The organism is Georgenia daeguensis, from assembly GCF_039537705.1.
Classification (GTDB): domain Bacteria; phylum Actinomycetota; class Actinomycetes; order Actinomycetales; family Actinomycetaceae; genus Georgenia; species Georgenia daeguensis.
In genome coordinates this window covers 85499-108729 of the sequence record NZ_BAABBA010000015.1, presented here as the reverse complement: position 1 = coordinate 108729, position 23231 = coordinate 85499, and the positions used below count along the sequence as shown (strand labels likewise).

Sequence of the window (23231 nt, the reverse complement as noted above, 5' to 3'; positions counted from 1 at the left end):
GGGTCAGGAGCCGTCGGCGGCGAAGTAGGAGTCGTAGATCTCCTGGTAGGTGCCGTCGTCGCGCAGGTTCTGCAGCTCGGTGTTGATCGCCTCGAGCAGCTCGGGCTTCTCGCCCTTGGCCAGGGCGAAGCCGTACTGCTCGCCGGTGTCGAACTCCTCGACGATGACGTAGTTCTCGTCCGCCTTGGCGTGCTCGACGTTGACCGGCAGGTCCTGCAGGATCGCGTCGACCTGCCCGGCCTGCAGCGCGGGCCACATCTCGCCGTCGCCGGGGAAGGCGGAGAGCTTCGCCTCGGGGGCGTTCTCCTCGGCGTAGGCCTGCCCGGTGGTGCCCTGCTGGACCGCGACGTTCTTGCCGGCGAGGTCGTCGATGCCCTTGATGTCGGAGTCCGCCGGGACCAGGAGCGACTGGAGGGAGTCGTAGTAGGGGTCGGTGAAGTCCAGGTTCGCCTTGCGCTCGTCGGTGATGGTGATGGCCGAGGCGCCGACGTCGCACTGCCCGGCCACCAGGGTGGTGCCGGACTGGAGGGCGTCGAAGCTGACGTCGGCGACCTTGAGGTCCAGCCCGAGGTTGTCGGCGATCGCCTGAAGGAGGTCGATGTCGAAGCCGCCGTAGCCGCTGGGCTTGCTCCCGTCCTCGACCTCGAACGGCGGGTAGGGCACCTCCGAGCAGGCGGTCAGGGTGCCCTCCTCGACGAGGTCGAACTCGGCCGCGGCGTCGCCGCCGGCGCCGGTGTCGCCCGCCGGGGTCTCGCCTCCGCCGTCGCCGCCCCCGCCGCACGCGGCGAGGAGCAGTGCGGCGCCGGCCGCCAGGGCTGCGGTGCGGATGGAACGAGCGCTCATCGTCGGCCTCCGGGTCTCGCGCGGGGTGGAAACAGTGTGGGGCATACCACCATGAGTCCGTACCAGCTTGGTCAACCGTCCACTCTGTGGGCGGTGTCCGCAAGCCGGTGCGCGCCGTGCCAGAGGCCCGCTGACGGCCGGCGGCCGGCGGGCGGCGGCCAGCGACCGGCGCACCCGGCGGCCAGCGACCGGCGCGTCCGGCGGCCGACGACGACGTCGTGGGTCACCGGCCGCCGGACGTCACCGGCCCGTCAGGCCCGCGCGGCGTCCTGCCACAGGGAGACGACGACCTTGCCGGAGGACTGGGAGTCCTTCGCGGCGGCGAACGCGTCGACGGCCCGGTCGGCGGGCAGCTCGTGGGTGATGACGTCCTCGATGCCCGGGGTGGCGTCGAGCAGGGCGACGGCCTCGTCGATCTCGTCGTCGAAGCGGAAGGACCCGTGCATCGTGACCTCCTTGGAGACCAGCGGCGCGAGGTTGATGCCCCTCGGCTCGTTGGGGACCATGCCGACCTGGACGTAGGTGCCGGCGCGGCGGGCCGCGACGATCGCGGCGTTGATGGCCGCGGGCGCGCCGGAGCACTCGAGGACGACGTCGAACGCCGTCGCCGGGATCTCCTCCTCGGTGACCTGGATGGTGCGGTGGACGCCGAGCGCGCGGGCGCGCTCGAGCGGCCCTGGCAGGACGTCGGTGGCGACGACCTCCGCGGCGCCCTTCGCGAGCGCGCCGGCGGCGGTGAGCAGGCCGATGGGCCCGGAGCCGGAGACGAGGACCTTCTTGCCCTCGACGCCGCCGGCCAGGTTGATGCCGTGCAGGCCGACGGCGAGGGGCTCGGCCAGCGCGGCCCGGCGAAGGGGCAGGCTCTCCGGCAGCACCCGCACCATGTCCTTGGTGACGATGAGGTACTCGCTCATCCCGCCCTGCGTGTGCGGCCAGGTGGACGCGCTGCCGAGGTAGGCACCGTTCGGCCACAGGTGCCGGTGGTTCTCCAGACCGGGCTCGGACGTGCCGAAGGTGGCGGGGTGGACGGTGACCGGGGTGCCGGGGGCGAGCTCGCCGGAGGGGTCGAGGTCGACGGTGCCGGACACCTCGTGGCCGGGCACCAGAGGCTCACGGACGACGTACTCGCCGTTGGCGCCCTCGAAGTAGTAGTGCAGGTCGGAGCCGCAGATGCCGCCGAAGGCCATGCGCAGGCGCACCTGCCCCTCGCCGGGCTCCGGGGTGGGCACCTCCTCCTCGCGCAGGTCCTGCTTGCCGTGGATGACGATCGCTCTCATGACGCTTCTCTCAGGTTCGGGGTGGTTCTGGTGCGCTGACGGGTGGCGGTCAGACGACGGAGGTCATACCGCCGTCGACGAAGATGTTCTGGCCGGAGACGAAGCTCGAGGCGTCCGAGGCGAGGTAGACCAGCGTGCCGACGAGCTCTTCGAACTTGCCCCACCGCTGCGCCGGGGTCCGGTTGATCACCCACGCGTTGAACGCCTCGTCCTCGACGAGCGCCTTGTTCATCTCGGTGGCGAAGTAGCCGGGGGAGATGGCGTTGACCTGGATGTTGAAGCGTGCGAGGTCCGCGGCCATGCCCTTGGTCAGCATGACCAGGCCGCCCTTGGTGGCCGAGTACGGGGCGATGGTCTGCCGGGCGAGCATCGACTGCACCGAGCCGATGTTGATGACCTTGCCCGAGCCGCGCTCCGCCATGCTGCGCGTGATCTGCTGGGAGACGTAGAACGCGCTGGAGAGGTTGGCGGCCACGATGTCGTCCCAGTCGGCGGGGTCGAAGTCGTTGAACGGCGCGCGGCGCTGGACGCCGGCGTTGTTGACGAGGACGTCGGGGACGCCGTGCTCGGCGACCAGGGCGGCCACGCCGTCGCGGACCGCCGCCTGGTCGGTGACGTCGAAGGTGACGACCGGTGTCTGCTCCCCGCTGATCGTCGTGAGGCGTTCCTGCGCCGCGGCCAGTGCCGCCGCGTCGCGGCCGTGCAGCACCACCCGGGCGCCCGCCTCGGCCAGGCCGACGGCGAGCGCGTTGCCGAGACCGCGTGAGGAGCCGGTGACGAACGCCAGCTTGCCGGTGATGTCGAAGAGGGAGTTGACCATCTGAGTTCCTTGCCGGGGAGGGGAGGGGCGAGCACCGGCGAGGCGGCACGACGTCGTGGGTCCGGGCGGTCCCTGGGCGGCGGTGCCTTCCAGCTCCGTCGTCCCTGACGTTGTGCCTGCCTCGTTGTGCCTCGGACCGACCCTCGCACAAAGGTCACACCTTTTGCAAGGGCGAACGGCGACGGCCGCCGGGCGCGGGGCCCGGCGGCCGTTCCTGCTGCGCACCGACGGACGCGTCGGTGCTGGACGAGCTGCGCCTAGAAGATGGCGAACACCAGCAGGGCCAGGACGAAGCCCAGCACCGACTCGATGGTCTGCTGGACGGTCCACGTCCTGAGGGTGGTCTTGACGTCCATGCCCATGAGCCGGCCCACCAGCCAGAAGCCGGAGTCGTTGACGTGGCCGGCGAAGACCGAGCCGGCCGCGGTGGCCAGGGTGATGGCCACGACGTCCATGGCGCCGTAGCCGCCCGCGGCGACGGCCGGGGCCATGAGGCCGGCGGCGGTGACCAGGGCGACGGTGGCCGAGCCCTGCGCCACGCGCATGACCACGGCGATGACGTAGGCCGCCACGATGACCGGCAGGCCGAGGGCGTCGAGGGAGTCGGACAGTGCGTCGCCGATGCCGGAGGCGCGCAGGACGCCACCGAACATGCCACCGGCGCCGGTGATGAGGATGACGGAGCAGACGGGGCCGAGGGAGGAGTCGAGGACCTTCTCCAGCGCCGTGCCGTGCTCCCCGCGCCGGGTGCCGAGCACCCAGGTGGCCACCAGGACGGAGATGAGCAGCGCGATGGGCGACTCGCCCAGGGCGGAGAGCACCTGGAACCAGGTCTGCTCCGCGTCGACCGTGCCGGCCGCGCGCAGGAAGTCCAGGCCGGTGTTCATGAAGATCAGCACGAGCGGCAGCAGCAGCATCGAGATGACGGTGCCCACCCGCGGCGGGTTGGCGGGCTGGTCCTCGTCGAGGGTGCCGAACAGGGGCGGGATCGGCAGGACGTACTTCTTGCCGACGCGCAGGCCCCAGAGGTAGCCGGAGACGTACCAGAGCGGGAAGGCCATGATCAGCCCGACGAGCAGCACCAGGCCGAGGTTCGCGCCGTAGAGCTCGGTCGCGGTGACGGGGCCGGGGTGCGGCGGCGTGAAGACGTGCATGACCGAGAAGGCCGCGGCGGCGGGGATGCCGAAGAGCAGGACGTTGTTCCCGAGCCGGCGCGCCACCGCGAAGATGATCGGCAGCATGACGACCAGGCCGGCGTCGAAGAAGATCGGGAAGCCCATGATCAGCGAGGCGAGGCCGAGGGCGAACGGCGCTCGCTTCTCGCCGAAGACGTCGACCAGCTTGTCGGCGAGCACCTTGGCGCCGCCGCTGTGCTCCACGAGCTTGCCGAGCATCGCGCCCAGGCCGACGAGGAGGGCCACCGAGCCCAGGGTCCCGCCGAAGCTGCTGACCAGGGTGTCGACGATCGCGTTCGCCGGGATGCCGGTGGCGAAGGCGGTGAGCAGGCTGACGAGGATGAGCGTGAGGAACGCGTGCATCTTGAACCTGATGACCAGGATCAGGATCAGCGCGATCGCGCCGGCCGCGATCCCCAGGAGCGGCCCCGCTCCCAGGGTCTGGGTCCAATCTTCCATGAGTGTCTCCATCGATAGAGGTGCCGCCGGGTGCGGCGTGGGAGAGCCGCCGACGGGGCGGACCGGCGCCGGCTGTGCGGCCTGCCGTGGTCGCGGTGCGCGCCGGGGCTTCTGTCCGATACCCTTACAGAAAGATCACATCTTTGACAAAACCGCGCGGAGGCGGCATGGCGGCACCGGTGCTGCACAGCGACCTGCTCGACACCCTTGGCCGGGAGATCACGGCCGGCGTGCACCCCGCCGGCGGCGTGCTCACGCTGGCCCGGCTCGAGCAGCGGTTCGGCGTCTCGCGCACCGTCGTGCGGGAGGCCGTACGCGTGCTGGAGTCCCTCGGCATGGTGGTGCCCAAACGGCGGGTGGGCGTGGTCGTGCAGGACGTGGCGGGATGGTCGGTGCTGGACCCCCGGGTGATCGGGTGGCGCCTGGCCGGCCCGGGCCGGGACGCCCAGCTGCGCAGCCTGACCCAGCTGCGTCACGCGGTGGAGCCGACCGCCGCCAGGCTCGCCGCGCAGGCGCGCGGCGGCGGGCACGGCGCCCAGCTCGTGCGGCTTGCGGGACGCCTGCGCGAGCTGGGCGAGCAGGGGCTGGGCGACACGGCCGAGTACCTCGAGGCCGACGTCGCCTTCCACACCCTGCTGATCCGGGCGAGCGGGAACGAGATGTTCCTCGGCCTGCAGCGGACGATCGCCGAGGTCCTCGCCGGGCGTACACGCCTGGGGCTCACGCCGCCGTGGCCGGCGCCGAGGTCCCTGGACGACCACGAGGCCGTGGCGCGGGCCGTCGTCGAAGGCCAGGAGGAGACGGCGGAGGCGGCGTCGCGGGCGGTCGTGGCGGAGGTGTGGCTGGAGATCGGTGACCCCTCCCGCCGCGCCGGTGCGCCGCCCGACGCCGGGGCCGCCGCACCGGGCGTCGCCGGGCCTGACGTCGGGGCCTGACGCCCGGTCCCGGGGCGCCGCGCGGACTACCTGCCGGCCGGGCGGCCGGGCGCGGCTGCCCGCCCGGCCGATGCGGAACGTCCCGGGCTCACCCGATCCAGAAAATGACGAGGCAGATGGCGAAGCCCACCACAGACTCCAGCGCCTGCTGGACCGTCCAGGTCTTCAGCGTGGTCTTGACGTCCATGCCCATGAGCCGGCCGACCAGCCAGAACCCGGAGTCGTTGACGTGGCTGGCGAAGACCGACCCGGCCGCCGTGGCCAGCGTGATCGCCACGATCTGCAGGACCGTGTAGCCGCCCGCGGCCACCGCCGGGGCCATGAGCCCCGCGGCGGTGACCAGCGCGACGGTGGCCGAGCCCTGGGCGACCCGAAGGATCAGCGCGATGACGTAGGCCGCCACGATCACCGGCAGGCCGATGTCCGCGAGCGAGTCGGACAGCGCGTCGCCGATGCCGGAGGTCCGCAGGACGCCACCGAACATGCCGCCCGCGCCGGTGATGAGGATGACGGAGCAGACCGGCCCGAGGGCGGAGTCGAGAACCTTCTCCAGGGCGGTGCCGTGCTCGCCCCGGCGGTTGCCGAGCACGAACGTGGCCACCAGCACCGAGATCAGCAGGGCGACGGGGGCGGACCCGATCGTGGAGAGCACCTGCACCCAGGTCTCGTTCTCCGCGTCGACGACACCCGCGCCGTCGAGGAAGTCCAGCCCGGTGTTCATGAAGATCAGCAGCAGCGGCAGCAGCAGGATCGCGATGACCGTGCCCACGCCCGGGGGGTTCGTCTGGACGTCGTCGTCGACGGAGCCGAACAGAGCCGGCACGGGGAAGATGTACCGCCGCCCGACATAGGTGCCCCAGAGGTAGCCGGTGACGTACCAGAGCGGGAAGGCGATGAGGAGGCCGACCAGCAGCACCAGGCCGAGGCTCGCGCCGTAGAGCTCGGTGGCGGCCACCGGCCCCGGGTGCGGCGGCACGAAGACGTGCATGACGGAGAACGCGGCGGCGGCGGGCATCCCGAAGAGCAGCACGTTGTTCCCGAGCCGGCGGGCCACCGCGAAGATGATCGGCAGCATGACCACGAGGCCGGCGTCGAAGAAGATCGGGAAGCCCATGATCAGCGACGCCAGGCCGAGCCCGAAGGGTGCGCGTCTCTCCCCGAAGACACTGACCATCTTCTCGGCGAGGATTCTCGCCCCGCCGCTGTGCTCGACCATCTTGCCGAGCATCGCGCCCAGCCCGATCAGGAGCGCGACGCTGCCCAGCGTGGTGCCGAAGCTGGTGACCAGGGTCGGCACGATCTGGCCGGCCGGGATGCCCGTGGCGAACGCCGTGAGCAGCGAGACCAGCACCAGCGTGAGGAACGCGTGCATCTTGAAGACGATGACCAGGACCAGGATGAGTGCGATGGCCCCGGCTGCGATGCCCAGGAGCGCTCCGGCTCCCAGGGTCTGGCTCCAACCTTCGATCTCCACGAGGTCTCCGTCCTGCCGGGCCGTCGAACTCGTCCTCGGGTGACGGCCGTCCTGTCGGTTGAGGGACCGCGCCTGGCGGCGTGCGAGCGTGGCGGGGCCCTGGTGCTGCACCCAGGACCATAGGGCAGGGCGGGGCAGACGGCTCGGCGAGAGACGGCGCGCCAGGCAGGATCGTCGACGGCGTGACCAGCACCGGTGCCGGGAGGCCGTCGATGATGACGGCTCCGTCGGGCCCGGGCCCGCGGAGCCGACCGTCAGGCGGTGAGCTGCAGGCGGGAGATGATGTCGTCCGCGATCTCGTCCGGCGTGCCCGAGATGTCCACGGAGATGCCCGGCTCGTCCGCGCCCAGCGGCTCGAGGGTGTCGAACTGGGAGTCCAGCAGCGAGGTCGGCATGAAGTGACCCTTGCGCTGCGCCATGCGGCCGGCGATCAGGTCCTTGGAACCCCCGAGGTGGACGAAGCAGACGTCGTCGCTCTCGCCCTCCAGGACGTCGCGGTACACCCGCTTGAGCGCGGAGCAGGTGACCACGGCCTTGCGCCCGGCCGCGGACTGCGCGTCGAGCCAGCTGCGGATCGAGGCGAGCCACGGCCAGCGGTCCTCGTCCGTCAGCGGCGTGCCCGAGGCCATCTTGTCGATGTTGGCCTGGGAGTGGAACTCGTCGGCCTCCGCGCTGACCCAGCCGAGGCGCTCGACCAGCTCCTCGGCGATCGTGGTCTTGCCGGACCCGGCGACGCCCATGAGCACCAGGTGGTTGCGCTTGTCAGTCGTCACGATCTCTCCGTCGTCGGGCCGGGCCAGGAATACCACCAACGGTGCCACCCGGCGCGGCCGGCGATGAGGCCTTGCCGTCAGTTGCCTGAGTGAGACGGCCCACGCCGCAGGGGCAACGGGTCAGGGGCGGGGGACGTTGCGCAGGTTCGATCGGGCCATCGCCATGACCTCACCCATCCCGCCGCCGAGGATCTCCTTGGTCATCGCCGTCGCGAAGCCCCGGATCTGGCCGGAGGAGATCGAGGGCGGGATGGACAGGGCGTTGGCGTCGGTGACCACCTCGATCAGCGCGGGGCCGGGCCGCGCCAGCCCGTCGGTCAGCGCCTTGCGCAGGTCCTTCGGGTCCTCCACCCGCACGGCGGGGATGCCCAGGGCCAGCGCCACGTTGCGGTAGTCCACCGGCGGGGAGTCGGTGGCGTGGGAGGGGAGGCCCTCGACGAGCATCTCGAGCTTGACCATGCCCAGCGAGGCGTTGTTGAGGACGACCACCTTGACCGGCAGGTCGTACGCCCGCACCGTGATGAGCTCGCCGAGCAGCATGGACAGCCCGCCGTCGCCGGCCAGGGCCACCACCTGACGGGACCGGTCGGCCATCGCGGCGCCGATCGCGTGCGGCAGGGCGTTGGCCATGGACCCGTGCAGGAACGAGCCGAGCACGCGCCGTCGCCCGTTGGGCGTGAGGTAGCGGGCCGCCCAGACGTTGTTCATCCCGGTGTCGACGGTGAAGACGGCGTCCTCCGCGGCGGCCTCGTCCAGCAGGACGGCGGCGTACTCGGGATGGATCGGCGTCGTCCTCTCCACGTTCCGCGTGTAGGCGCCGACCACCCGGGTCATGAGGCTCGCGTGCTTCTTGGTCATCGCGCGCACGAACTTGCGGTCGGTCTTGCGGGTGAGCATCGGGTTGAGCAGCCGCAGGGTCTCGCCGACGTCGCCGTGGACGGGCAGGTCCAGCCTGGTCCGCCGGCCCAGGTGCGAGGCGTCGATGTCGATCTGGGCGGTCGGCACGTCGGCGGGCAGGAACGAGTCGTACGGGAAGTCGGTGCCGACGAGGATCAGGAGGTCGGCGTCGTCCATCGCGCTCTGGCAGGCGCCGTAGCCGAGCAGGCCCGACATGCCGACGTCGAAGCGGTTGTCGTACTGGATGATCTCCTTGCCGCGCAGCGAGTGACCGACCGGCGCGGCCGCGAGGTCGGCCAGCTTGAGGACCTCCTCGCGCGCGCCGCGGGCGCCCGCGCCGACGAAGAGCGTGACCTTCTTGGCCGCGTTGACGGCGTCGGCGAGCGCGGTGACGTCCTCGCGGTTCGGGACCACCCGGGCGGGGCACGCGCCCGGGACGAGGATGGGGGCGTCGTCGTCGGGCACCTCCTGGTCCGCGACGTCACCCGGCAGCGTGAGCACCGCGACGCCCGGGGCCGTCAGGGCGTGCTGGATCGCGGTGCGGGTCACGCGCGGGACCTGCTTGGCCGTGGAGATCATCTCCGAGAACACCGAGGCCTCGGTGAAGAGACGGTCCGGATGGGTCTCCTGGAAGAACGTCGTGCCGATCTGCGCGCTCGGGATGTGCGAGGCGATGGCCAGCACCGGCAGCCGGGAGCGGTTCGCGTCGTAGAGGCCGTTGATGAGGTGGAGGTTGCCCGGCCCGCAGGACCCGGCACAGGCGGTCAGCCGTCCGGTGACCTCCGCCTCGGCGGCGGCGGCGAACGCGGCGGCCTCCTCGTGACGGACGTGCACCCAGTCGATCCCGGGCGTGCGCCGGACGGCATCGACGACGGGGTTGAGCGAGTCGCCGACGATGCCGTAGAGGCGGCTCACGCCGGCGGCGACCAGCTGGTTGACGAGAAACTCGGCGACGGAGCGGGCCACGGCAGCCTCCTGGTGTGATCGCGGTCCGTCCGATCCTGCCCGCGGAGCGGCCGGGCCGCAGGTCGGGCCGGCCACCTCATCTCTCGGGCAGGTGGACCGGGTCGCCGTGGTCCCGGCGCCGCAGGAGCGGGGCGACGGCGAGGGCGGTCACCACGGCGACGCCGCCGCTGGCGGCCACCATGGTGAACCCGCCCACGGACCCGTTGTCGTCGATGAACACCCCGGCCACCGAGGAGCCGACCGACACGCCCACGTTGATCCCCGTGCTCAGCCAGGTCAGGCCCTCGGTGAGGCGACGGCGGTCCACGAGGTGCTGGACCATCGAGTTGCCGTTGATGATCGTGGGGGAGATCGCGAAGCCGGTCACGAACATCACCGCGGCCATGACGGCGAGGCTCTCGACCAGCAGGAACAGCGCGGTGCCGCCCGCCAGGACGGCCACCCCGGCGACGAAGCGCCGCCACGCCGGGCCGGTCCAGGTGCGCGCGCCGTAGAGCAGGCCCGCGAGCACCGACCCGAGGGAGAAGATGCCGAGCAGGACGCCCGCGGCCGCCGGGCGGCCGTGCTCCGCGGTGAACGCGACGACCGCGACGTCGGTGGCGCCGAAGACCCCGCCGACGAAGAGGAAGACGACGACGATCCCCACCAGCGCCCCGGACCGCATCACCGAGCCGCGGTGCGCGCCGGTCTCGTGCCGTGGCTGTGCCGGCGGCTCGGTGCCGCGCTGCGCGAGGAACGCGTACCCGCCCACCACGATGAGGACCGCGGCCGTTGCCACGCCGGCCCACGGCGTGACCGAGGTGGCCAGGACCGTGGCGATCACGGGGCCGAGGACGTAGGTGGACTCGTCGAGGGCGGACTCCCAGGAGTACGCCCGGTGCAGGTCCTTCGGGGTGCGGACGGCCTGCGTCCAGCGCGCCCGGACCAGGGCGCCGACGGACCCGACGCTGGCGCCCGAGACGACGGCGCACGCGTAGACGGTCCAGAGCGGTGCGCCGGCGACGGCGGCCACGACGAGCCCGGCGAGGGCCAGGCCGGAGAGGGTCACGGCCGGCGTCATGACGCGCGCCTGCCCGTGCCGGTCCACGAGCCGGGCCAGCTGCGGGGCGCAGACGGCCTGCGAGACGACGAAGGTCGCGGAGACGGTGCCCGCGGTGGCGTAGGAGCCGGTGATGCTCGAGAGCATCAGGACGACGGCGATGGCCACCATCGAGACGGGGAAGCGGGCGAGCAGGCCGGCCGCCGAGAACGCGAGCGTCCCGGGCAGGCCGAGGATGTCGCGGTACGGGTTGGGCACCGGGCGATTTTGTCACCGCTCCGCGAGCCCGGGTGGCCCGGGAGCGGTGACGTTGGGCACCACGGGCCCGGCGTCAGGAGAACGCGTTGACGAACTGGTTCACGCCGAGCGCCACGAAGAGCAGGGTGCAGATGCCCATCAGCACGTTGCTGACCCAGCCGTTGCGCCACTCCTCGGGCGTGCGGGAGCCGTTGAGGATGCCCAGCAGCGTGAGGGCGAGGAACGGCATGAACAGCGCGCCGAGCGCGCCGTAGGCGATGACGAGGCCGGTCGGCTGCTCGAGCAGGAACAGCAGCATCGGCGGGAAGGTCAGCCACAGCACGTACCACTTGAAGTACTTGCCGCCCGTGTGCAGGTCGGGGTGGTCGCGGGGCAGCTTCTTCAGGTTGCCGACGAAGTCCGCGAACATCAGGGAGACGCCGTTCCACACGCCGACGATCGAGGAGAAGGAGGCCGCCCAGAAGCCGACGAGGAACAGGGTGCCGACGACGTCGCCGTAGCGGTCGCGCAGGATCTCGGAGAGGTCGATCAGGCCGTTGTCGCCCGAGGAGATGGCGAGCTGCGCGCTGTAGAGCAGCTCGACGCCCATGATCATGACCGCGACGACGAAGATGCCGGTGACGACGTAGGCGATCGTGTTGTCCAGGCGCATGACCTTCATCCACCCGGCGCTGGCCCAGCCCTTCTCGCGCAGCCAGTAGCCGTAGGCGGCCAGGGTGATGGTGCCGCCGACCCCGCCGGCGAGGCCCAGCACGTAGATCGTCGAGCCGTCCGGCACCATCGGGATCAGGCCGCGGGCGATCTCGCCCAGGTTGGGCAGGGCCAGCGTCGAGATGCCGACGACGGTGACCATCATGAGCAGCACGAGCGCGCTGACGATCTTCTCGAACGTGCGGTACCGGCCGAACCAGACCATCAGGAAGGCGACGACGCCGGTGGCCGCGGCCGTGAGCTCGAGGTTGACGCCCGGGAACAGGGTCACGATCGGCAGCGCCGCCGACGTCATCGCCGAGGCCCCGTAGATCAGCCCCCAGAGCATGATGTACGGCGCGAAGTACCAGGTGGTCCACCTGCCGAGGGAGCGCCAGCCCTCGAAGATCGTGCGGCCGGTGGCGAGCGAGTACCGCCCCGCGCCCTCGACCAGGACGATCTTCATGACGACGCCGACGACGACCGCCCAGAGGAGCGCGTAGCCGTAGCGGGAGCCCGCAGTCAGGGTCGCCACGAGGTCGGCGGCGCCCACGCCTGTCCCTGCCACGACGAGGCCGGGGCCGATGATCTGCCACTTCTTGAGGGAGATCTGGGGCGTGTGCCCCTCCCTGACCGGGTGGGTGCTCTCGTCCGTCCTCACGGCTTCGTCGGTCACGCCTGCTCCAGCTCGTCGTCGAGGGGCTCGGCCGCGCCGCGCCCCGGAGGAAAAAGTCGGGGTAGTGAAGCACACCACGTCCGATATGCGGGGCAAGGTTCGCAGAACGGACGCTCGAACCGTGAAACCCGCGTGGGACCGTGCGCGCGGCCCGTCGGCGTCGCTAGCCTCCGTGACCATGCCGCCCGTCCCCTTCACCACGCCCGCCTCGTTCACCACCCGGCCCACGCTCAGCGGCACGTTCGGGATGTCGGCCACCACGCACTGGATCGCGACGGCGTGCGCCCAGTCGGTCCTCGAGCGTGGCGGGAACGCCTTCGACGCCGCCGTCGCCGCCGGCTTCGTCCTCCACGTGGTCGAGCCGCACCTGAACGGCCCCGGCGGGGACATGACGGCGGTGTTCGCGACGGCGGAGGACCCGACGCCGACGGTCCTCATGGGCCAGGGGCCGGCCCCGGCGGGCGCCACGAGGGAGCACCTCCTCGCCGAGGGGCTGGAGCTGGTGCCCGGGTCGGGCGCCCTGGCGGCCGCCGTCCCCGGCGCCGTCGACGCCTGGTTCGTCCTGCTGCGCGACCACGGCACCTGGGAGCTGGCCGACGTGCTGGCCCAGGCGATCGGCTACGCGCGCGACGGCCACCCGGTGGTCGGCCGGGTGGGGGACACCGTCGCGCAGGTCGCCGACCTCTTCACCGAGCACTGGACCACCTCGGCCGCGCTGTGGATGCCGGAGGGGCGGCCGCCGCACGCGGGCGAGATCGTCCGTAACGAGGCCTACGCCCGCACCCTGGAACGCCTCGTCGAGGCGGGCCGGGAGCCGGGCGTCGCCGACGACCGGGTGGCGCGGATCGAGGCCGCCCGCCGGGCCTGGCGCGAGGGCTTCGTGGCCGAGGCCGCGACGGCGTTCGCCGCCCGCCCGCACCGCCACTCCGACGGGGCCGACCACGCCGGCGTCATGACCGTCGAGGACTTCGCGGCCTTCGGGGCGGGCTACGAGCCGGCCGTGACGATCGAGTTCCGCGGGCACACGATCGCGAAGACGGGCGCCTGGGGGCAGGGCCCGGTGCTGCTCCAGATGCTCGCGATCCTGGACGGGTTCGACGACGAGCGGCTCGACCCCTCCACCGCGCTGGGCGCGCACACGATCCTCGAGGCGGAGAAGCTGGCGATGGCGGACCGCGAGGCCTACTACGGCGACCGCGACGTCCCGCTCGACGTGCTGCTCTCCGCGGAGTACGCGGCGCAGCGCCGCGCCCTGATCACCGACCGCGCCTCGGCGGAGTTCCGGCCGGGGCGGATTCCCGGCGTCGAGCCGTTCCTGCCGCCGCTGCGGGAGGACTACGCCCCACCCGCCGGCGGCTCCGCAGCGGGCCTCGGGGAGCCCACCGTCTCGCCGACGGGCGAGACCCGCGGCGACACCTGCCACCTCGACGTCGTCGACCGGTGGGGCAACATCGTCTCCGCGACCCCCTCGGGCGGGTGGCTGCAGTCCTCGCCCGCCGTCCCCGAGCTCGGCTTCTGCCTCGGCACGCGGCTGCAGATGACGTGGCTCGAGGACGGCTCGCCCGCGACGCTCACCCCCGGGCGGCGCCCGCGCACCACCCTGACGCCCACGCTGGTGCTCCGCGACGGCCGGCCCGTCACCGCGCTCGGCTCGCCCGGCGGGGACCAGCAGGACCAGTGGCAGCTGCTCTACCTGCTGCGCACGATCGTCGGCGGGTACACCCCGCAGCAGGCGATCGACGCCCCGGCGTTGCACACCACATCCGTCCCCGGCTCGTTCTGGCCGCGGACCTGGACCCCGGGCGGCGCCGTCGTGGAGGACCGCCTCGGTGACGACGTCATCGCCGAGCTCGAGCGCCGTGGCCACCGCGTGACCCGCGCCGGCGACTGGTCGCTCGGCCGGCTCTCCGCCGTCACCGTCGACCCCGCCACCGGGCTCCTCGGCGCGGCCGCGAACCCGCGCGGCGCGCAGGGGTACGCGGCGGGGCGGTGAGCGGCGGTCCGCGCGGGTGCGCTGGCAGGATGGCGGACATGACGCAGGACGACGGCGGACGGCCCCGGGCCGGCCGCAGCGTGCGCTCCGACGGCGAGGCGCTCGCCGTCGCGCTCGCCGAGGCGCGGGCCGGCCGGGCGGAGGGCGGCATCCCGATCGGGGCGGCGCTCGTCGTCGACGGCGAGGTGCTCGCCGTCGGGCGGAACCGCCGGGTGCAGGACGGCAGCCCGATCCTGCACGGCGAGACGGACTGCCTCGCCAACGCCGGGCGGCTGCCCGCCCGGGTCTACGCCCGCGCCACCATGGTCACCACCCTCTCGCCGTGCGACATGTGCACCGGCGCGATCCTGCTCTACGGGATCCCCCGGGTGGTGGTCGGGGAGAACCGCACCTTCGTCGGCGGGGAGGACCTCCTGCGCTCGCGGGGCGTGGAGGTCGTGGTGCTGGACGACCCGGACTGCGCCGGTCTCATGCGGGACTTCATCGCTGCCGAGCCGGCGCTCTGGAACGAGGACATCGGCGAGGACTGAGGCTCACCCCAGCCAGGGTCCCAGTCCGCCGATCCGCGTCACGGCGATGTGCATGACGAACCCGGGCGGCGGGTCGGGCATCGGCGGGAACGTCGTCCCCGGGCCGACGTAGACCTGCGCGAGACGGTGCAGGAGCTCCGGGGCGCCTCCCTCCGTGAGGCGGGCGCGCCCGTGGACGACGAGATGGTCCTGCATGCCGACGGCGTTCGCGCCGGTTCCCTCGAACGAGATCGCCACCCGCGGGTCGCGGCGGACGTTGGCCAGCTTGCGCTGCTCCGCCACGAGGTGGGCGGTGACCAGCTCCTCGCCCGCGAGGCCCACCCAGACCACGCTGACCTGGGGCGAACCGTCAGGGTTGATCGTGACCAGGTGACCGAGCGCCCCGGACCCGATCAGCGCCCGGGCCGCGTCGTTGAGCCGTGCCATGTGCCACTGTCCCACCGGCCTGACCGGCCGGCCAGCGCTTCCGCCGCCGACCATCGTGCTGCGGACGGGTCAGGGCAGGACGCCCGTGACCACCTGGGTGAACACCGGGCGCGGATCGGTGTCGTCGTGGCGGGCGACGCGGTGCAGGAGCAGGCCCTCGAAGCAGGCGACGACGGCGGCCGCGGCGACCTCCGGATCCTTGGCTCCCAGCGAGGCCATCGTGGCGACGACCGAACGTGCCATGCCCGTCCGCGCCCGGGAGAGCACCTCCCTGAGCTCGGCGTCGTGGCTGGCCTCCATGAACAGCACGAGCCGGGCGGTCGTCTGCGTGCGACTCGTACGGGTGAGGTGGTCGAACAGCGCGCAGAGACCGTCGAGGAACTCCGCTGCGTTGCCGGGCGGGGCGAAGGTGGCGCCGATCTCCGCCTCCTCGAGCTCGACGATCCGGGCGACGACGCCGGAGACGAGCGCCTGGCGGGTGCGGAAGTAGTTCGACGTCGAGCCCTTCGGCAGCTCAGCCCTCTCGTCGACGCGGGCGTGCGTCAGCGACCGCAGCCCCTCCGTCCCCAGGAGCTCGATCGCCGCGTCCAGCGCGCGCGCTTTCGTCGGTGTCATGTCGGTAACTATAGAAGTAGTGACAGTGGCGCGTGAAAAGCAGTAGCGTCTGGAGACATGGAGCGCGCCGGGCGCCCGCGCGGCGCAGGGGCCACGACCACGACGCCGCGACGGCGTCCCTTGCCGCAGGTCGAGGGGGTGCGGCACCGGTACGTCGACCTCCCCGGCCTGCGCATGCACGTCGCCGAGGCCGGCGCCGGCGAACCGGTGCTTCTGCTGCACGGCTTCCCCCAGCACTGGTGGGCGTGGCGCAAGGTCATCCCCGGCCTGGCCGCCCACTACCGGGTGATCTGCCCCGATCTGCGGGGCGCCGGATGGACGGACGCCCCGCGCGACGGGTACGAGAGCGACCAGCTGGTGGCTGACATCGTCGCGCTGATGGACGCGCTCGAGGTCGACAGCGTCCGCCTCGTGGGGCACGACGTCGGCGGCATCCTGGGGTTCCGCGTGTGCCTGGCTCACCCCGACCGGGTCCGGCAGCTGGTGGCTGTCGCGGCGCCCCATCCTTACCCCCGGCTGTCTTCTCGGGTCCTGCTGCACCTGTGGCGGATGTGGCCCATGTTCGCCACCGCCACGCCCGTGCTCGGACCCTTTCTTCTGTCCGCGGGCCGGCAGCGGTTCCCCCGTCACCTGATGACCTCCGAGACCTCCGACCCCGGCGTCTGGTCGGAGCAGGACCTCGACCTGTACACGAGCAGGCTGCGCGACCCGGACCGGGCGCGGGCCGCCGCGGCCCTGTACCGCAGCATGGTCATGGTCGAGGCACGGCGAAGCGTCGCCGGTGAGTACCGCGGCACCCGGCTGCGCACACCGACTCTCGGCCTCTACGGAGTCGTCCTCTACGGCGGCGGGGACGAGGCGCACCGGCTGCCGGAGGTCCTGCTCGGCTACGAGGACTACGCCGACGAGTTCACCCAGACGCACGTCCCCGGTGCCGGCTACTACATCCCCGAGGAGCAGCCGGAGGCCTTCCTGGCCCGAGTGCTCGAGTTCTTCGACGCCGAGCACGTCGCTCACGGGCGATGAGGGAGGGCGCCCGCTCAGCCCTCGGGCCGGAGCTGATCTTCACGCTCGGCCGCCTCCTCCCATTCCCGCGGGACGTCGCGGTGCGGCCGCAGCGGTGACGCCAGGATGATCGGAGCCGCGAGGGCCGCCACCGCGGCCGCGGCCACGAGCACACCGGCGCGCGGGAACACGGTCGCGAGCCAGCCGCCGAGGACGGCGCCCACCGGGATCATCCCGAGTGTGACGAAGCGGCTGGCGGCCGAGACCCTGGCCATGAGATGGTGCGGCGTGACCCGGGCCCGCACGCCCGTGGAGCTGATCGAGCTGACCACGGTGAGGAAGCCGAAGGCGAAGTCGCTGACGGCCAGCAGCGCCACGGCCGGAACGGACGTGATCACCGCCGCGGGCAGGGTCAGGAACGCCAGCGGCCGCAGGTGGTAGCAGGCGACCATGGTGCGGATCTCGCCGAGACGACGGCGGACCCGCAGCCCCGCCAGCGAGCCGACGATTCCGCCCGTCGCCCCGACGGCGCCGGCCAGGGCGTAGGCCGCGGGGCCCATCTCGAGGTCGCGGAGGACGAAGACCGTCGCGGTGGCCATGAACATCCCGGCGCCGAGATTGTTCACGGCGCTGGTCAGCATGTACGTCCGCAGCGCCGGCTGGCGCGCCACGAAGCGCACGCCGGACGCGACGGACCGGCCGAACGGCTCACGCTCGCGGTGCGCGGGAGGTGGCTCGTCGAGGCGGATCGTGGCCGTCAGCAGCGCCGAGACCAGCGCCGCCACCGAGGTGATGACGTACAGCACCGGTGCCGCCGCGCGCGTGAGCAGCACGCCGCCGAGGGAGGGCCCGACCACCTGCATCGTGGAGTCGGTGGTCTGCAGACGCGCGCTGGCCTCGGACACCCGTGAGCGCCCGACCAGCGGCGGGAGGATCGCAGTGTGGGCGGTGTCGGAGAAGACCGTCGCCGCGCTCATGACCGCCGCGACCGCCATGAGCTGCCAGACGGTGAGCGCACCGGCCCAGTACGCGATCGGCACGGTGAGGACGGCGACGCCACGGACGACGTCGGCGGCGACCAGGATCGGACGCTTGGGGCCCCGGTCCACCCATACGCCCACCGGGATGCCGAGGACGAGATAGGCGGCGTGCCCGAGGGCGGTGAGGATCCCGACCTGCAGAGGGGTCGCGTCGAGCACGACGACCGCCGTGACACTCAGAGCCAGAACGGCGAACTGGTTGCCGGTCTCGTTGCAGAGGTTTGCGACCCACAGACGCCGGAACCCAGGGTGCCTGTGAACGCCGGCGGTCAGCCGGCGCCCGGGCTCGACGGTGCCCACGGGCGGCCACGCTAGCCCTCCGGTCCTGCACCTCAGGGTGCGCCGCGCGGGTCGCCGTCGTCCGCCGGTACGTTGCTGCGCATGACCGACGACACCCGGACCATGCGCGAACGGATGCTCGCCGGCGACCTCTACATCGCCGACGACCCCGAGCTGGCCGAGCAGAGCCGGGCCGCCCTGGACCTGATGGACGCCTACAACGCCACGACCGTGCGTCAGGGGCCGCTGCGCCGCCGGCTCCTCGAGGAGCTGCTGGGCTCGGTCGGCGAGGGCACGGAGATCCGGCCACCGTTCTACGTCGACTACGGCTCGCACATCACCGTCGGCGCCCGCACCTTCGCCAACTTCGGGCTGGTGGCGCTCGACGTCGCCCCGATCACCATCGGCGACGACGTCCAGATCGGCCCGAACGTCCAGCTGCTCACCCCCACCCACCCCATCGAGCCCGAGCCGCGGCGGCAGAAGTGGGAGGCCGCGGAGCCGATCACCATCGGGAGCAACGTCTGGCTCGGTGGCGGCGTCATCGTCTGCCCGGGCGTGACGATCGGGGAGAACACGGTGGTCGGCGCGGGCGCCGTCGTCGTCAAGGACCTCCCGGCGAACGTCGTCGCGGTGGGGAACCCGGCACGGGTGGTGCGCCAGCTCGCGGACTGAGTCCGCGGCCTCCGGACGGGCAAGGGCCTTCGGACCCAGGAGCCGGACCGGCCCCGAATTCCATACTGGAAACGATGGGCCGGGCAACGGCCCGCTGTCGTCCGGACGGAGCGTCCCATGGAGCTCGGCGTCTTCTCGCTCACCGACATCCACGCGGCCGTCGAGGGCGGGACGCGCCCCACGCCCGGCCAGCGCATGGACGACGTCGTGGCCTACGGGATCCTCGCCGACCGGCTGGGGCTGGACCTCTTCGGCATCGGGGAGCACCACAGCCACGACTTCGCCGTGTCGTCACCCGTGGTGGCGCTCGCGGCGGTGGCGCGGGCCACGGAGCGTGTCCGCCTCGTGTCGACGGCCACGGTGCTGACCACGCTCGACCCGGTCCGCGTCTACCAGGACCACGCGACGCTGGACCTCCTCAGCCACGGCCGTGCGGAGATCGTCGCGGGGCGCAGCGCGTTCGCGGAGCCCTTCGCCCTCTTCGGGGTCGATCCGGACCGGCTCGACGAGATCTACGCGGAGAAGCTCGACCTGCTGCTGCAGTGCCGGGACCACGAGCGCGTGACGTGGTCGGGATCGTCCCGCCCCGCTCTGCTCGACCAGGAGATCTCGCCGCGCGCCTACGCGGACCGGCTGCCGGTGTGGGTGGGTGTGGGCGGCACGCCGACCAGCGCCCTGCGCGCCGGCGACCTCGGCCTGCCGATGATGCTCGGGTTCATCGGTGGCACGCTCGACAACGCCCGTCGCCTGGTGGAGACCTACCGGTTCGCCGGTGAGCAGGCGGGTCACGATCCCGCGACGCTCGAGGTCGGCCTCGCCGCCCACCTCTACGTGGGTGCCGCCACGGCGTCGGCCCGGGACGACGCCTACCCGTACTACCGCCGGTACGTCTCCTCCCCGACGAGCCGCTCGAGCGGCTGGGTCGTGAGCCGCGACCAGATGAACGACCTGTCCGAGCGCGGCGGGGCGCTCCTGATCGGCGGACCGGAACAGGTGGCCGCGAAGCTCCTCGACCTGGCGGATCAGCTGGGGATCGACCGGTTCCTGGGCCAGGTCGACTTCGGCGGCATGCCCAGGGGGATGGTCGAGTCCTCCGTCGAGCGGTTCGCGGGGGAGGTCGCCCCCGTGCTCCGTGCCGCCGGCTGAGGTCAGGGGCGGAACAAGGGTTTCCCCCGATGCGCGGGCGGCCTCCTGCGGGCAACGTTGTCGGTAAGCGCGTCCCCTCGATCGAAGGAGAACCATGAAGGTGCACGACTCGCTCCGGGCGCAGGGCCTCGTCCGCCCCCGGAACGGACGGATCATCGCCGGCGTCTGCGCCGGGCTCGGCCGACGGTTCGGCCTGGACCCGTGGGTGGCCCGGGTGCTGTTCCTGGTGCTGCTCTTCGTGCTGCCGGGCAGCCCGCTCGTCGTCTACCCGATCCTGTGGATCGTCATGCCGAGCGAGTAGTGAGCCGGGCGGTCGCCGCCGGATCCGTCACGGGTTCCGGGTCTGCCCCAGCTGGGTGAGCCGGGACAGGGCGCCTGCGGCGTACGCCCGGCCACGGTGCCCCAGGCGCTCCAGCCCGGTCAGAGGCAGCCGCTCGATCCGCACCTCCACCGCCCGCCGGGGCGTGGCCCCGAGGGTCTGCTTGAACCTGATGAGCTCAGCGACGCCGCCGGACTCGCCCATGCTGTAGTAGCGGCACCCGGAGTCGATCGCGTCCTCGATGGCGAGCCGGTGGAGCAGGTTGTTCGCCCTCGTCGGACCAGCGACCGTCTTGTGGCTGTAGCCGTGCCAGTACGTCGCGTGGTCGCCGTGGACGAGGGTGATGATCGCGGCGGCCAGCTCCCCGCGGTGCCACGCCGCCCACAGGCGGCAGCTCTCCCCGCACTCGGCGGCCACCGCCTCGAACGTCCTCAGCGGCACTCGCCGGCGGGCCAGCGCCTCGGCGAGACGGGTAGGCAGTCCCGACTCCTCCGCGCGGCGCCGGGTCCAGCGCAGGTACAGGTCGTAGAAGGCCGGCACGAGCCGGCCCGAGGTGTCCTTCTCGACGACGAGACCCGACTGCTCGGCCTTGCGGACAGCGCGGCGGGCCGAGGACTGGAACCGTGACGACCACACGTGCGCGAAGCCGCCGTCGAGGTCCAGCACCTCGACGCGGCGCGGCGTGCTCGTCACGCCGGGCACCAGCCCGGCGTCCCAGCGGCCGGCGGTGTCGTGGTTCGCCCGGATGCGGGTGCTGAGGGCCGGCGAGCGCAGCAGGTCGGAGAGCACCAGCCGGACGTCCGAGTCCCGCAGTCCTCCCGAGGCCAGCAGGCCGCCGGAGCCGTACCCGGACGGGTAGGAGGCGTCGACGGCGAGACCGGGCACCGGAGCGGCGCGCACCATCGGCAGGAGTATCCGGCGTCCGTCCTCGAGGACGTAGAGGCGGCTGACGTCCGTCATGCCCGTCGCGCGCCGTACCGCCCGGGCCCAGGCGGGCGTCTGGTAGAGGGTGGCTCCAGGGTCGCTCGCCAGGACCTCGGACCACAGCTCGGCCGGGACGTGCGTGACGACGTCCGCTGCCCGCATCTGGCCTTCTCCCGGTCACAAGCGCTGTGCCGGGACCATACCGCCGACCGCGGTCGGAAATCCGCGGAACGGCGGAGGATCCGGAGAGGACCCTCCCCTACTCTGCCAGCGCCGCGTCCACCACCTTCTTCGCCTCCGCCTGCACCTGGGCCAGGTGGTCGTCGCCTCGGAAGGACTCGGCGTAGATCTTGTACACGTCCTCCGTGCCTGAGGGGCGCGCCGCGAACCAGGCGTTCTCGGTGGTGACCTTCAGCCCGCCGATGGCGGCGCCGTTGCCCGGCGCGGCCACGAGCCGGTCCACGATCGGCTCGCCGGCCAGCTCGGTCGCGGCCACCGCGGCGGGCTGGAGCTTGCCCAGCCTCGCCTTCTGCGCCTTGGTGGCGGCGGCGTCGATGCGCGCGTAGGAGCTGGCGCCGTACCGCTCCACCAGCTCGGCGTGCAGCTGGCTCGGGGACTTCCCGGTGACCGCGATGATCTCCGAGGCGAGCAGCGCGAGCAGGATGCCGTCCTTGTCGGTGGTCCACACGGTGCCGTCCTTGCGCAGGAACGACGCCCCCGCCGACTCCTCGCCACCGAAGCCGACCGAGCCGTCGATGAGCCCCGGCACGAAGTACTTGAAGCCCACCGGCACCTCGATGAGCCTGCGGCCCAGCCCCGCGGCCACCCGGTCGATGAGCGCGGAGGAGACGAGGGTCTTGCCGATGGCCGCGGTCGCCGGCCAGTCGGGGCGGTGCGAGAAGAGGTACTCGATCGCGACGGCGAGGTAGTGGTTCGGGTTCATCAGCCCCGCGTCGGGGGTGACGATGCCGTGCCGGTCGGCGTCGGCGTCGTTCCCGGTGGCGACGTCGAAGGGCGTCGCCCCGCCGTCGCCGCGCATCTTCTCGCGCAGGGACGCCATCGCGGAGGGGGAGGAGCAGTCCATGCGGATCTTGCCGTCCCAGTCCAGCGTCATGAAGGACCAGCGCGGGTCGACGGCGGGGTTGACGACCGTCAGGTCCAGCCCGTGGCGCTCGCCGATCGCGGCCCAGTACTCCACGGCCGCGCCGCCGAGCGGGTCGGCCCCGATGCGCACGCCGGCCCGGCGGACTGCCTCGAGGTCGAGGACGTTGGCGAGGTCGTCGACGTAGGCGGTGATGTAGTCGTTGCGGCGGGTGCTCTCGGCGGCGACGGCGCGCTCGAACGGGATCCGCGCGACCTTCTCCCAGCCCTCGCGCAGGATCTCGTTGGCGCGGGCGGCGATGACGCTGGTGGCGTCGGAGTCGGCCGGGCCGCCGTGGGGCGGGTTGTACTTGAAGCCGCCGTCGCGGGGCGGGTTGTGCGACGGCGTGACGACGATGCCGTCCGCCAGTCCCGGGCCCTCGGTCCGGACGCCGCCCGAGGTGCCCGCGCCGTTGTCCCGCAGGATCGCGTGGGAGACCGCCGGGGTGGGCGTCCAGGAGTCCCGGGCGTCGATGCGCGTCTCGACGCCGGCGGCGGCGAGCACCTCGATCGCGGTGCGCCACGCCGGCTCGGACAGGGCGTGGGTGTCGCGGCCGAGGTAGAGGGCGCCGTCGTAGCCCTGCGACCGGCGGTACTCCACGATCGCGGCCGTCGTGGCCACGATGTGGGCCTCGTTGAACGCGCCGTCGAGGCTCGAGCCGCGGTGCCCCGACGTGCCGAAGACGACCTGCTGGGAGGGGTCGTCGAGGTCGGGCGTGCGGTCGTAGTAGGCGGAGACGACCTCGTCGACGTCGATGAGGTCCTCGGGCAGGGCTGGGGTACCGGCGCGCTCGTGCATGGCCCGATCCTGCCACCGCTGGTCGACCGGGGCATGGACACGGGGTGTCGTCCCGGTG

Annotated in this window: 21 protein-coding genes; 7 read left to right on the top strand and 14 right to left on the bottom strand. The window is 72.6% G+C overall.

Features of this window, described 5'->3' with window-relative positions; translation table 11 throughout:
* Nucleotides 1-3: 3 nt before the first annotated feature.
* The 4 genes from ABD774_RS14860 to ABD774_RS14845 all read right to left on the bottom strand — a co-directional run bounded on the left by ABD774_RS14860 (nt 4) and on the right by ABD774_RS14845 (nt 4574).
* Complete coding sequence (locus ABD774_RS14860) at nt 4-843, bottom strand: transporter substrate-binding domain-containing protein (protein WP_345042712.1); 840 nt, start codon at nt 841-843, stop codon at nt 4-6.
* A 251-nt stretch (nt 844-1094) separates the two neighbouring features.
* The gene (locus ABD774_RS14855; protein ID WP_345042709.1) at nt 1095-2120 is read right to left on the bottom strand and encodes an L-idonate 5-dehydrogenase; all 1026 of its coding nucleotides are present in this window, start codon (nt 2118-2120) and stop codon (nt 1095-1097) included.
* A 49-nt stretch (nt 2121-2169) separates the two neighbouring features.
* Nucleotides 2170-2940, bottom strand: coding sequence for an SDR family oxidoreductase (locus tag ABD774_RS14850; protein ID WP_345042707.1), 771 nt, complete (start codon nt 2938-2940; stop codon nt 2170-2172).
* Nucleotides 2941-3197: 257 nt separating this feature from the next.
* A complete protein-coding gene (locus ABD774_RS14845; protein WP_345042705.1) occupies nt 3198-4574 on the bottom strand; it encodes a GntP family permease in 1377 nt (458 codons plus the stop codon).
* Nucleotides 4575-4741: 167 nt separating this feature from the next.
* Between ABD774_RS14845 and ABD774_RS14840 the strand changes: the two genes are divergently transcribed.
* Nucleotides 4742-5509, top strand: a complete 768-nt coding sequence (locus ABD774_RS14840) for a FadR/GntR family transcriptional regulator (RefSeq protein ID WP_345042703.1) — start codon at nt 4742-4744, stop codon at nt 5507-5509.
* An 88-nt stretch (nt 5510-5597) separates the two neighbouring features.
* On the opposite strand, the gene ABD774_RS14835 is transcribed toward ABD774_RS14840, so the two are convergent.
* The 5 genes from ABD774_RS14835 to ABD774_RS14815 all read right to left on the bottom strand — a co-directional run bounded on the left by ABD774_RS14835 (nt 5598) and on the right by ABD774_RS14815 (nt 12282).
* Complete coding sequence (locus ABD774_RS14835) at nt 5598-6977, bottom strand: GntP family permease (RefSeq protein ID WP_345042761.1); 1380 nt, start codon at nt 6975-6977, stop codon at nt 5598-5600.
* 260 nt (nt 6978-7237) lie between these two features.
* Nucleotides 7238-7756 carry a gluconokinase gene (locus ABD774_RS14830; RefSeq protein WP_345042700.1) on the bottom strand — a complete coding sequence of 173 codons (519 nt, stop codon included), beginning with the start codon at nt 7754-7756 and terminating at the stop codon, nt 7238-7240.
* A 120-nt stretch (nt 7757-7876) separates the two neighbouring features.
* Nucleotides 7877-9619 carry a pyruvate dehydrogenase gene (locus ABD774_RS14825; RefSeq protein WP_345042698.1) on the bottom strand — a complete coding sequence of 581 codons (1743 nt, stop codon included), beginning with the start codon at nt 9617-9619 and terminating at the stop codon, nt 7877-7879.
* A 76-nt stretch (nt 9620-9695) separates the two neighbouring features.
* The gene (locus tag ABD774_RS14820) at nt 9696-10916 is read right to left on the bottom strand and encodes an MFS transporter (RefSeq protein WP_345042696.1); all 1221 of its coding nucleotides are present in this window, start codon (nt 10914-10916) and stop codon (nt 9696-9698) included.
* A 73-nt stretch (nt 10917-10989) separates the two neighbouring features.
* Complete coding sequence (locus tag ABD774_RS14815) at nt 10990-12282, bottom strand: Nramp family divalent metal transporter (protein WP_425554564.1); 1293 nt, start codon at nt 12280-12282, stop codon at nt 10990-10992.
* A gap of 178 nt (nt 12283-12460) precedes the next feature.
* Here ABD774_RS14815 and ABD774_RS14810 point away from each other — a divergent pair, with 178 nt between their 5' ends.
* Nucleotides 12461-14275 (top strand): gamma-glutamyltransferase family protein, encoded by a 1815-nt coding sequence (locus ABD774_RS14810; protein WP_345042694.1) that lies wholly within the window; start codon nt 12461-12463, stop codon nt 14273-14275.
* A 38-nt stretch (nt 14276-14313) separates the two neighbouring features.
* On the top strand, nt 14314-14805 hold the full coding sequence (locus ABD774_RS14805) for a nucleoside deaminase (RefSeq protein WP_345042691.1): 492 nt from the start codon (nt 14314-14316) through the stop codon (nt 14803-14805).
* A gap of 3 nt (nt 14806-14808) precedes the next feature.
* On the opposite strand, the gene ABD774_RS14800 is transcribed toward ABD774_RS14805, so the two are convergent.
* Together ABD774_RS14800 and ABD774_RS14795 are read right to left on the bottom strand one after the other, a co-directional pair.
* Complete coding sequence (locus ABD774_RS14800; protein ID WP_345042689.1) at nt 14809-15231, bottom strand: PPOX class F420-dependent oxidoreductase; 423 nt, start codon at nt 15229-15231, stop codon at nt 14809-14811.
* A gap of 69 nt (nt 15232-15300) precedes the next feature.
* Entirely contained in the window at nt 15301-15846 is a 546-nt protein-coding gene (locus ABD774_RS14795; RefSeq protein WP_345042687.1) for a TetR/AcrR family transcriptional regulator, read from the bottom strand.
* Nucleotides 15847-15903: 57 nt separating this feature from the next.
* Between ABD774_RS14795 and ABD774_RS14790 the strand changes: the two genes are divergently transcribed.
* Nucleotides 15904-16872, top strand: a complete 969-nt coding sequence (locus ABD774_RS14790; RefSeq protein ID WP_345042684.1) for an alpha/beta fold hydrolase — start codon at nt 15904-15906, stop codon at nt 16870-16872.
* A 14-nt stretch (nt 16873-16886) separates the two neighbouring features.
* Here ABD774_RS14790 and ABD774_RS14785 read toward each other — a convergent pair whose 3' ends face one another.
* On the bottom strand, nt 16887-18191 hold the full coding sequence (locus tag ABD774_RS14785) for an MFS transporter (RefSeq protein ID WP_345042682.1): 1305 nt from the start codon (nt 18189-18191) through the stop codon (nt 16887-16889).
* Between the two features lie 81 nt (nt 18192-18272).
* On the opposite strand from ABD774_RS14785, the gene ABD774_RS14780 reads away from it, so the two are divergent.
* The 3 genes from ABD774_RS14780 to ABD774_RS14770 all read left to right on the top strand — a co-directional run bounded on the left by ABD774_RS14780 (nt 18273) and on the right by ABD774_RS14770 (nt 20292).
* Nucleotides 18273-18845 carry a sugar O-acetyltransferase gene (locus tag ABD774_RS14780; RefSeq protein WP_345042679.1) on the top strand — a complete coding sequence of 191 codons (573 nt, stop codon included), beginning with the start codon at nt 18273-18275 and terminating at the stop codon, nt 18843-18845.
* Nucleotides 18846-18962: 117 nt separating this feature from the next.
* On the top strand, nt 18963-19991 hold the full coding sequence (locus ABD774_RS14775) for an LLM class flavin-dependent oxidoreductase (protein WP_345042677.1): 1029 nt from the start codon (nt 18963-18965) through the stop codon (nt 19989-19991).
* Nucleotides 19992-20085: 94 nt separating this feature from the next.
* Nucleotides 20086-20292 (top strand): PspC domain-containing protein, encoded by a 207-nt coding sequence (locus tag ABD774_RS14770; RefSeq protein ID WP_345042675.1) that lies wholly within the window; start codon nt 20086-20088, stop codon nt 20290-20292.
* 27 nt (nt 20293-20319) lie between these two features.
* Here ABD774_RS14770 and ABD774_RS14765 read toward each other — a convergent pair whose 3' ends face one another.
* Nucleotides 20320-21396: a GNAT family N-acetyltransferase gene (locus ABD774_RS14765; RefSeq protein WP_345042672.1), complete on the bottom strand. Its 1077-nt coding sequence runs from the start codon at nt 21394-21396 to the stop codon at nt 20320-20322.
* A gap of 97 nt (nt 21397-21493) precedes the next feature.
* A complete protein-coding gene (gene pgm / locus ABD774_RS14760; protein ID WP_345042670.1) occupies nt 21494-23173 on the bottom strand; it encodes a phosphoglucomutase (alpha-D-glucose-1,6-bisphosphate-dependent) in 1680 nt (559 codons plus the stop codon).
* Nucleotides 23174-23231: the final 58 nt, after the last annotated feature.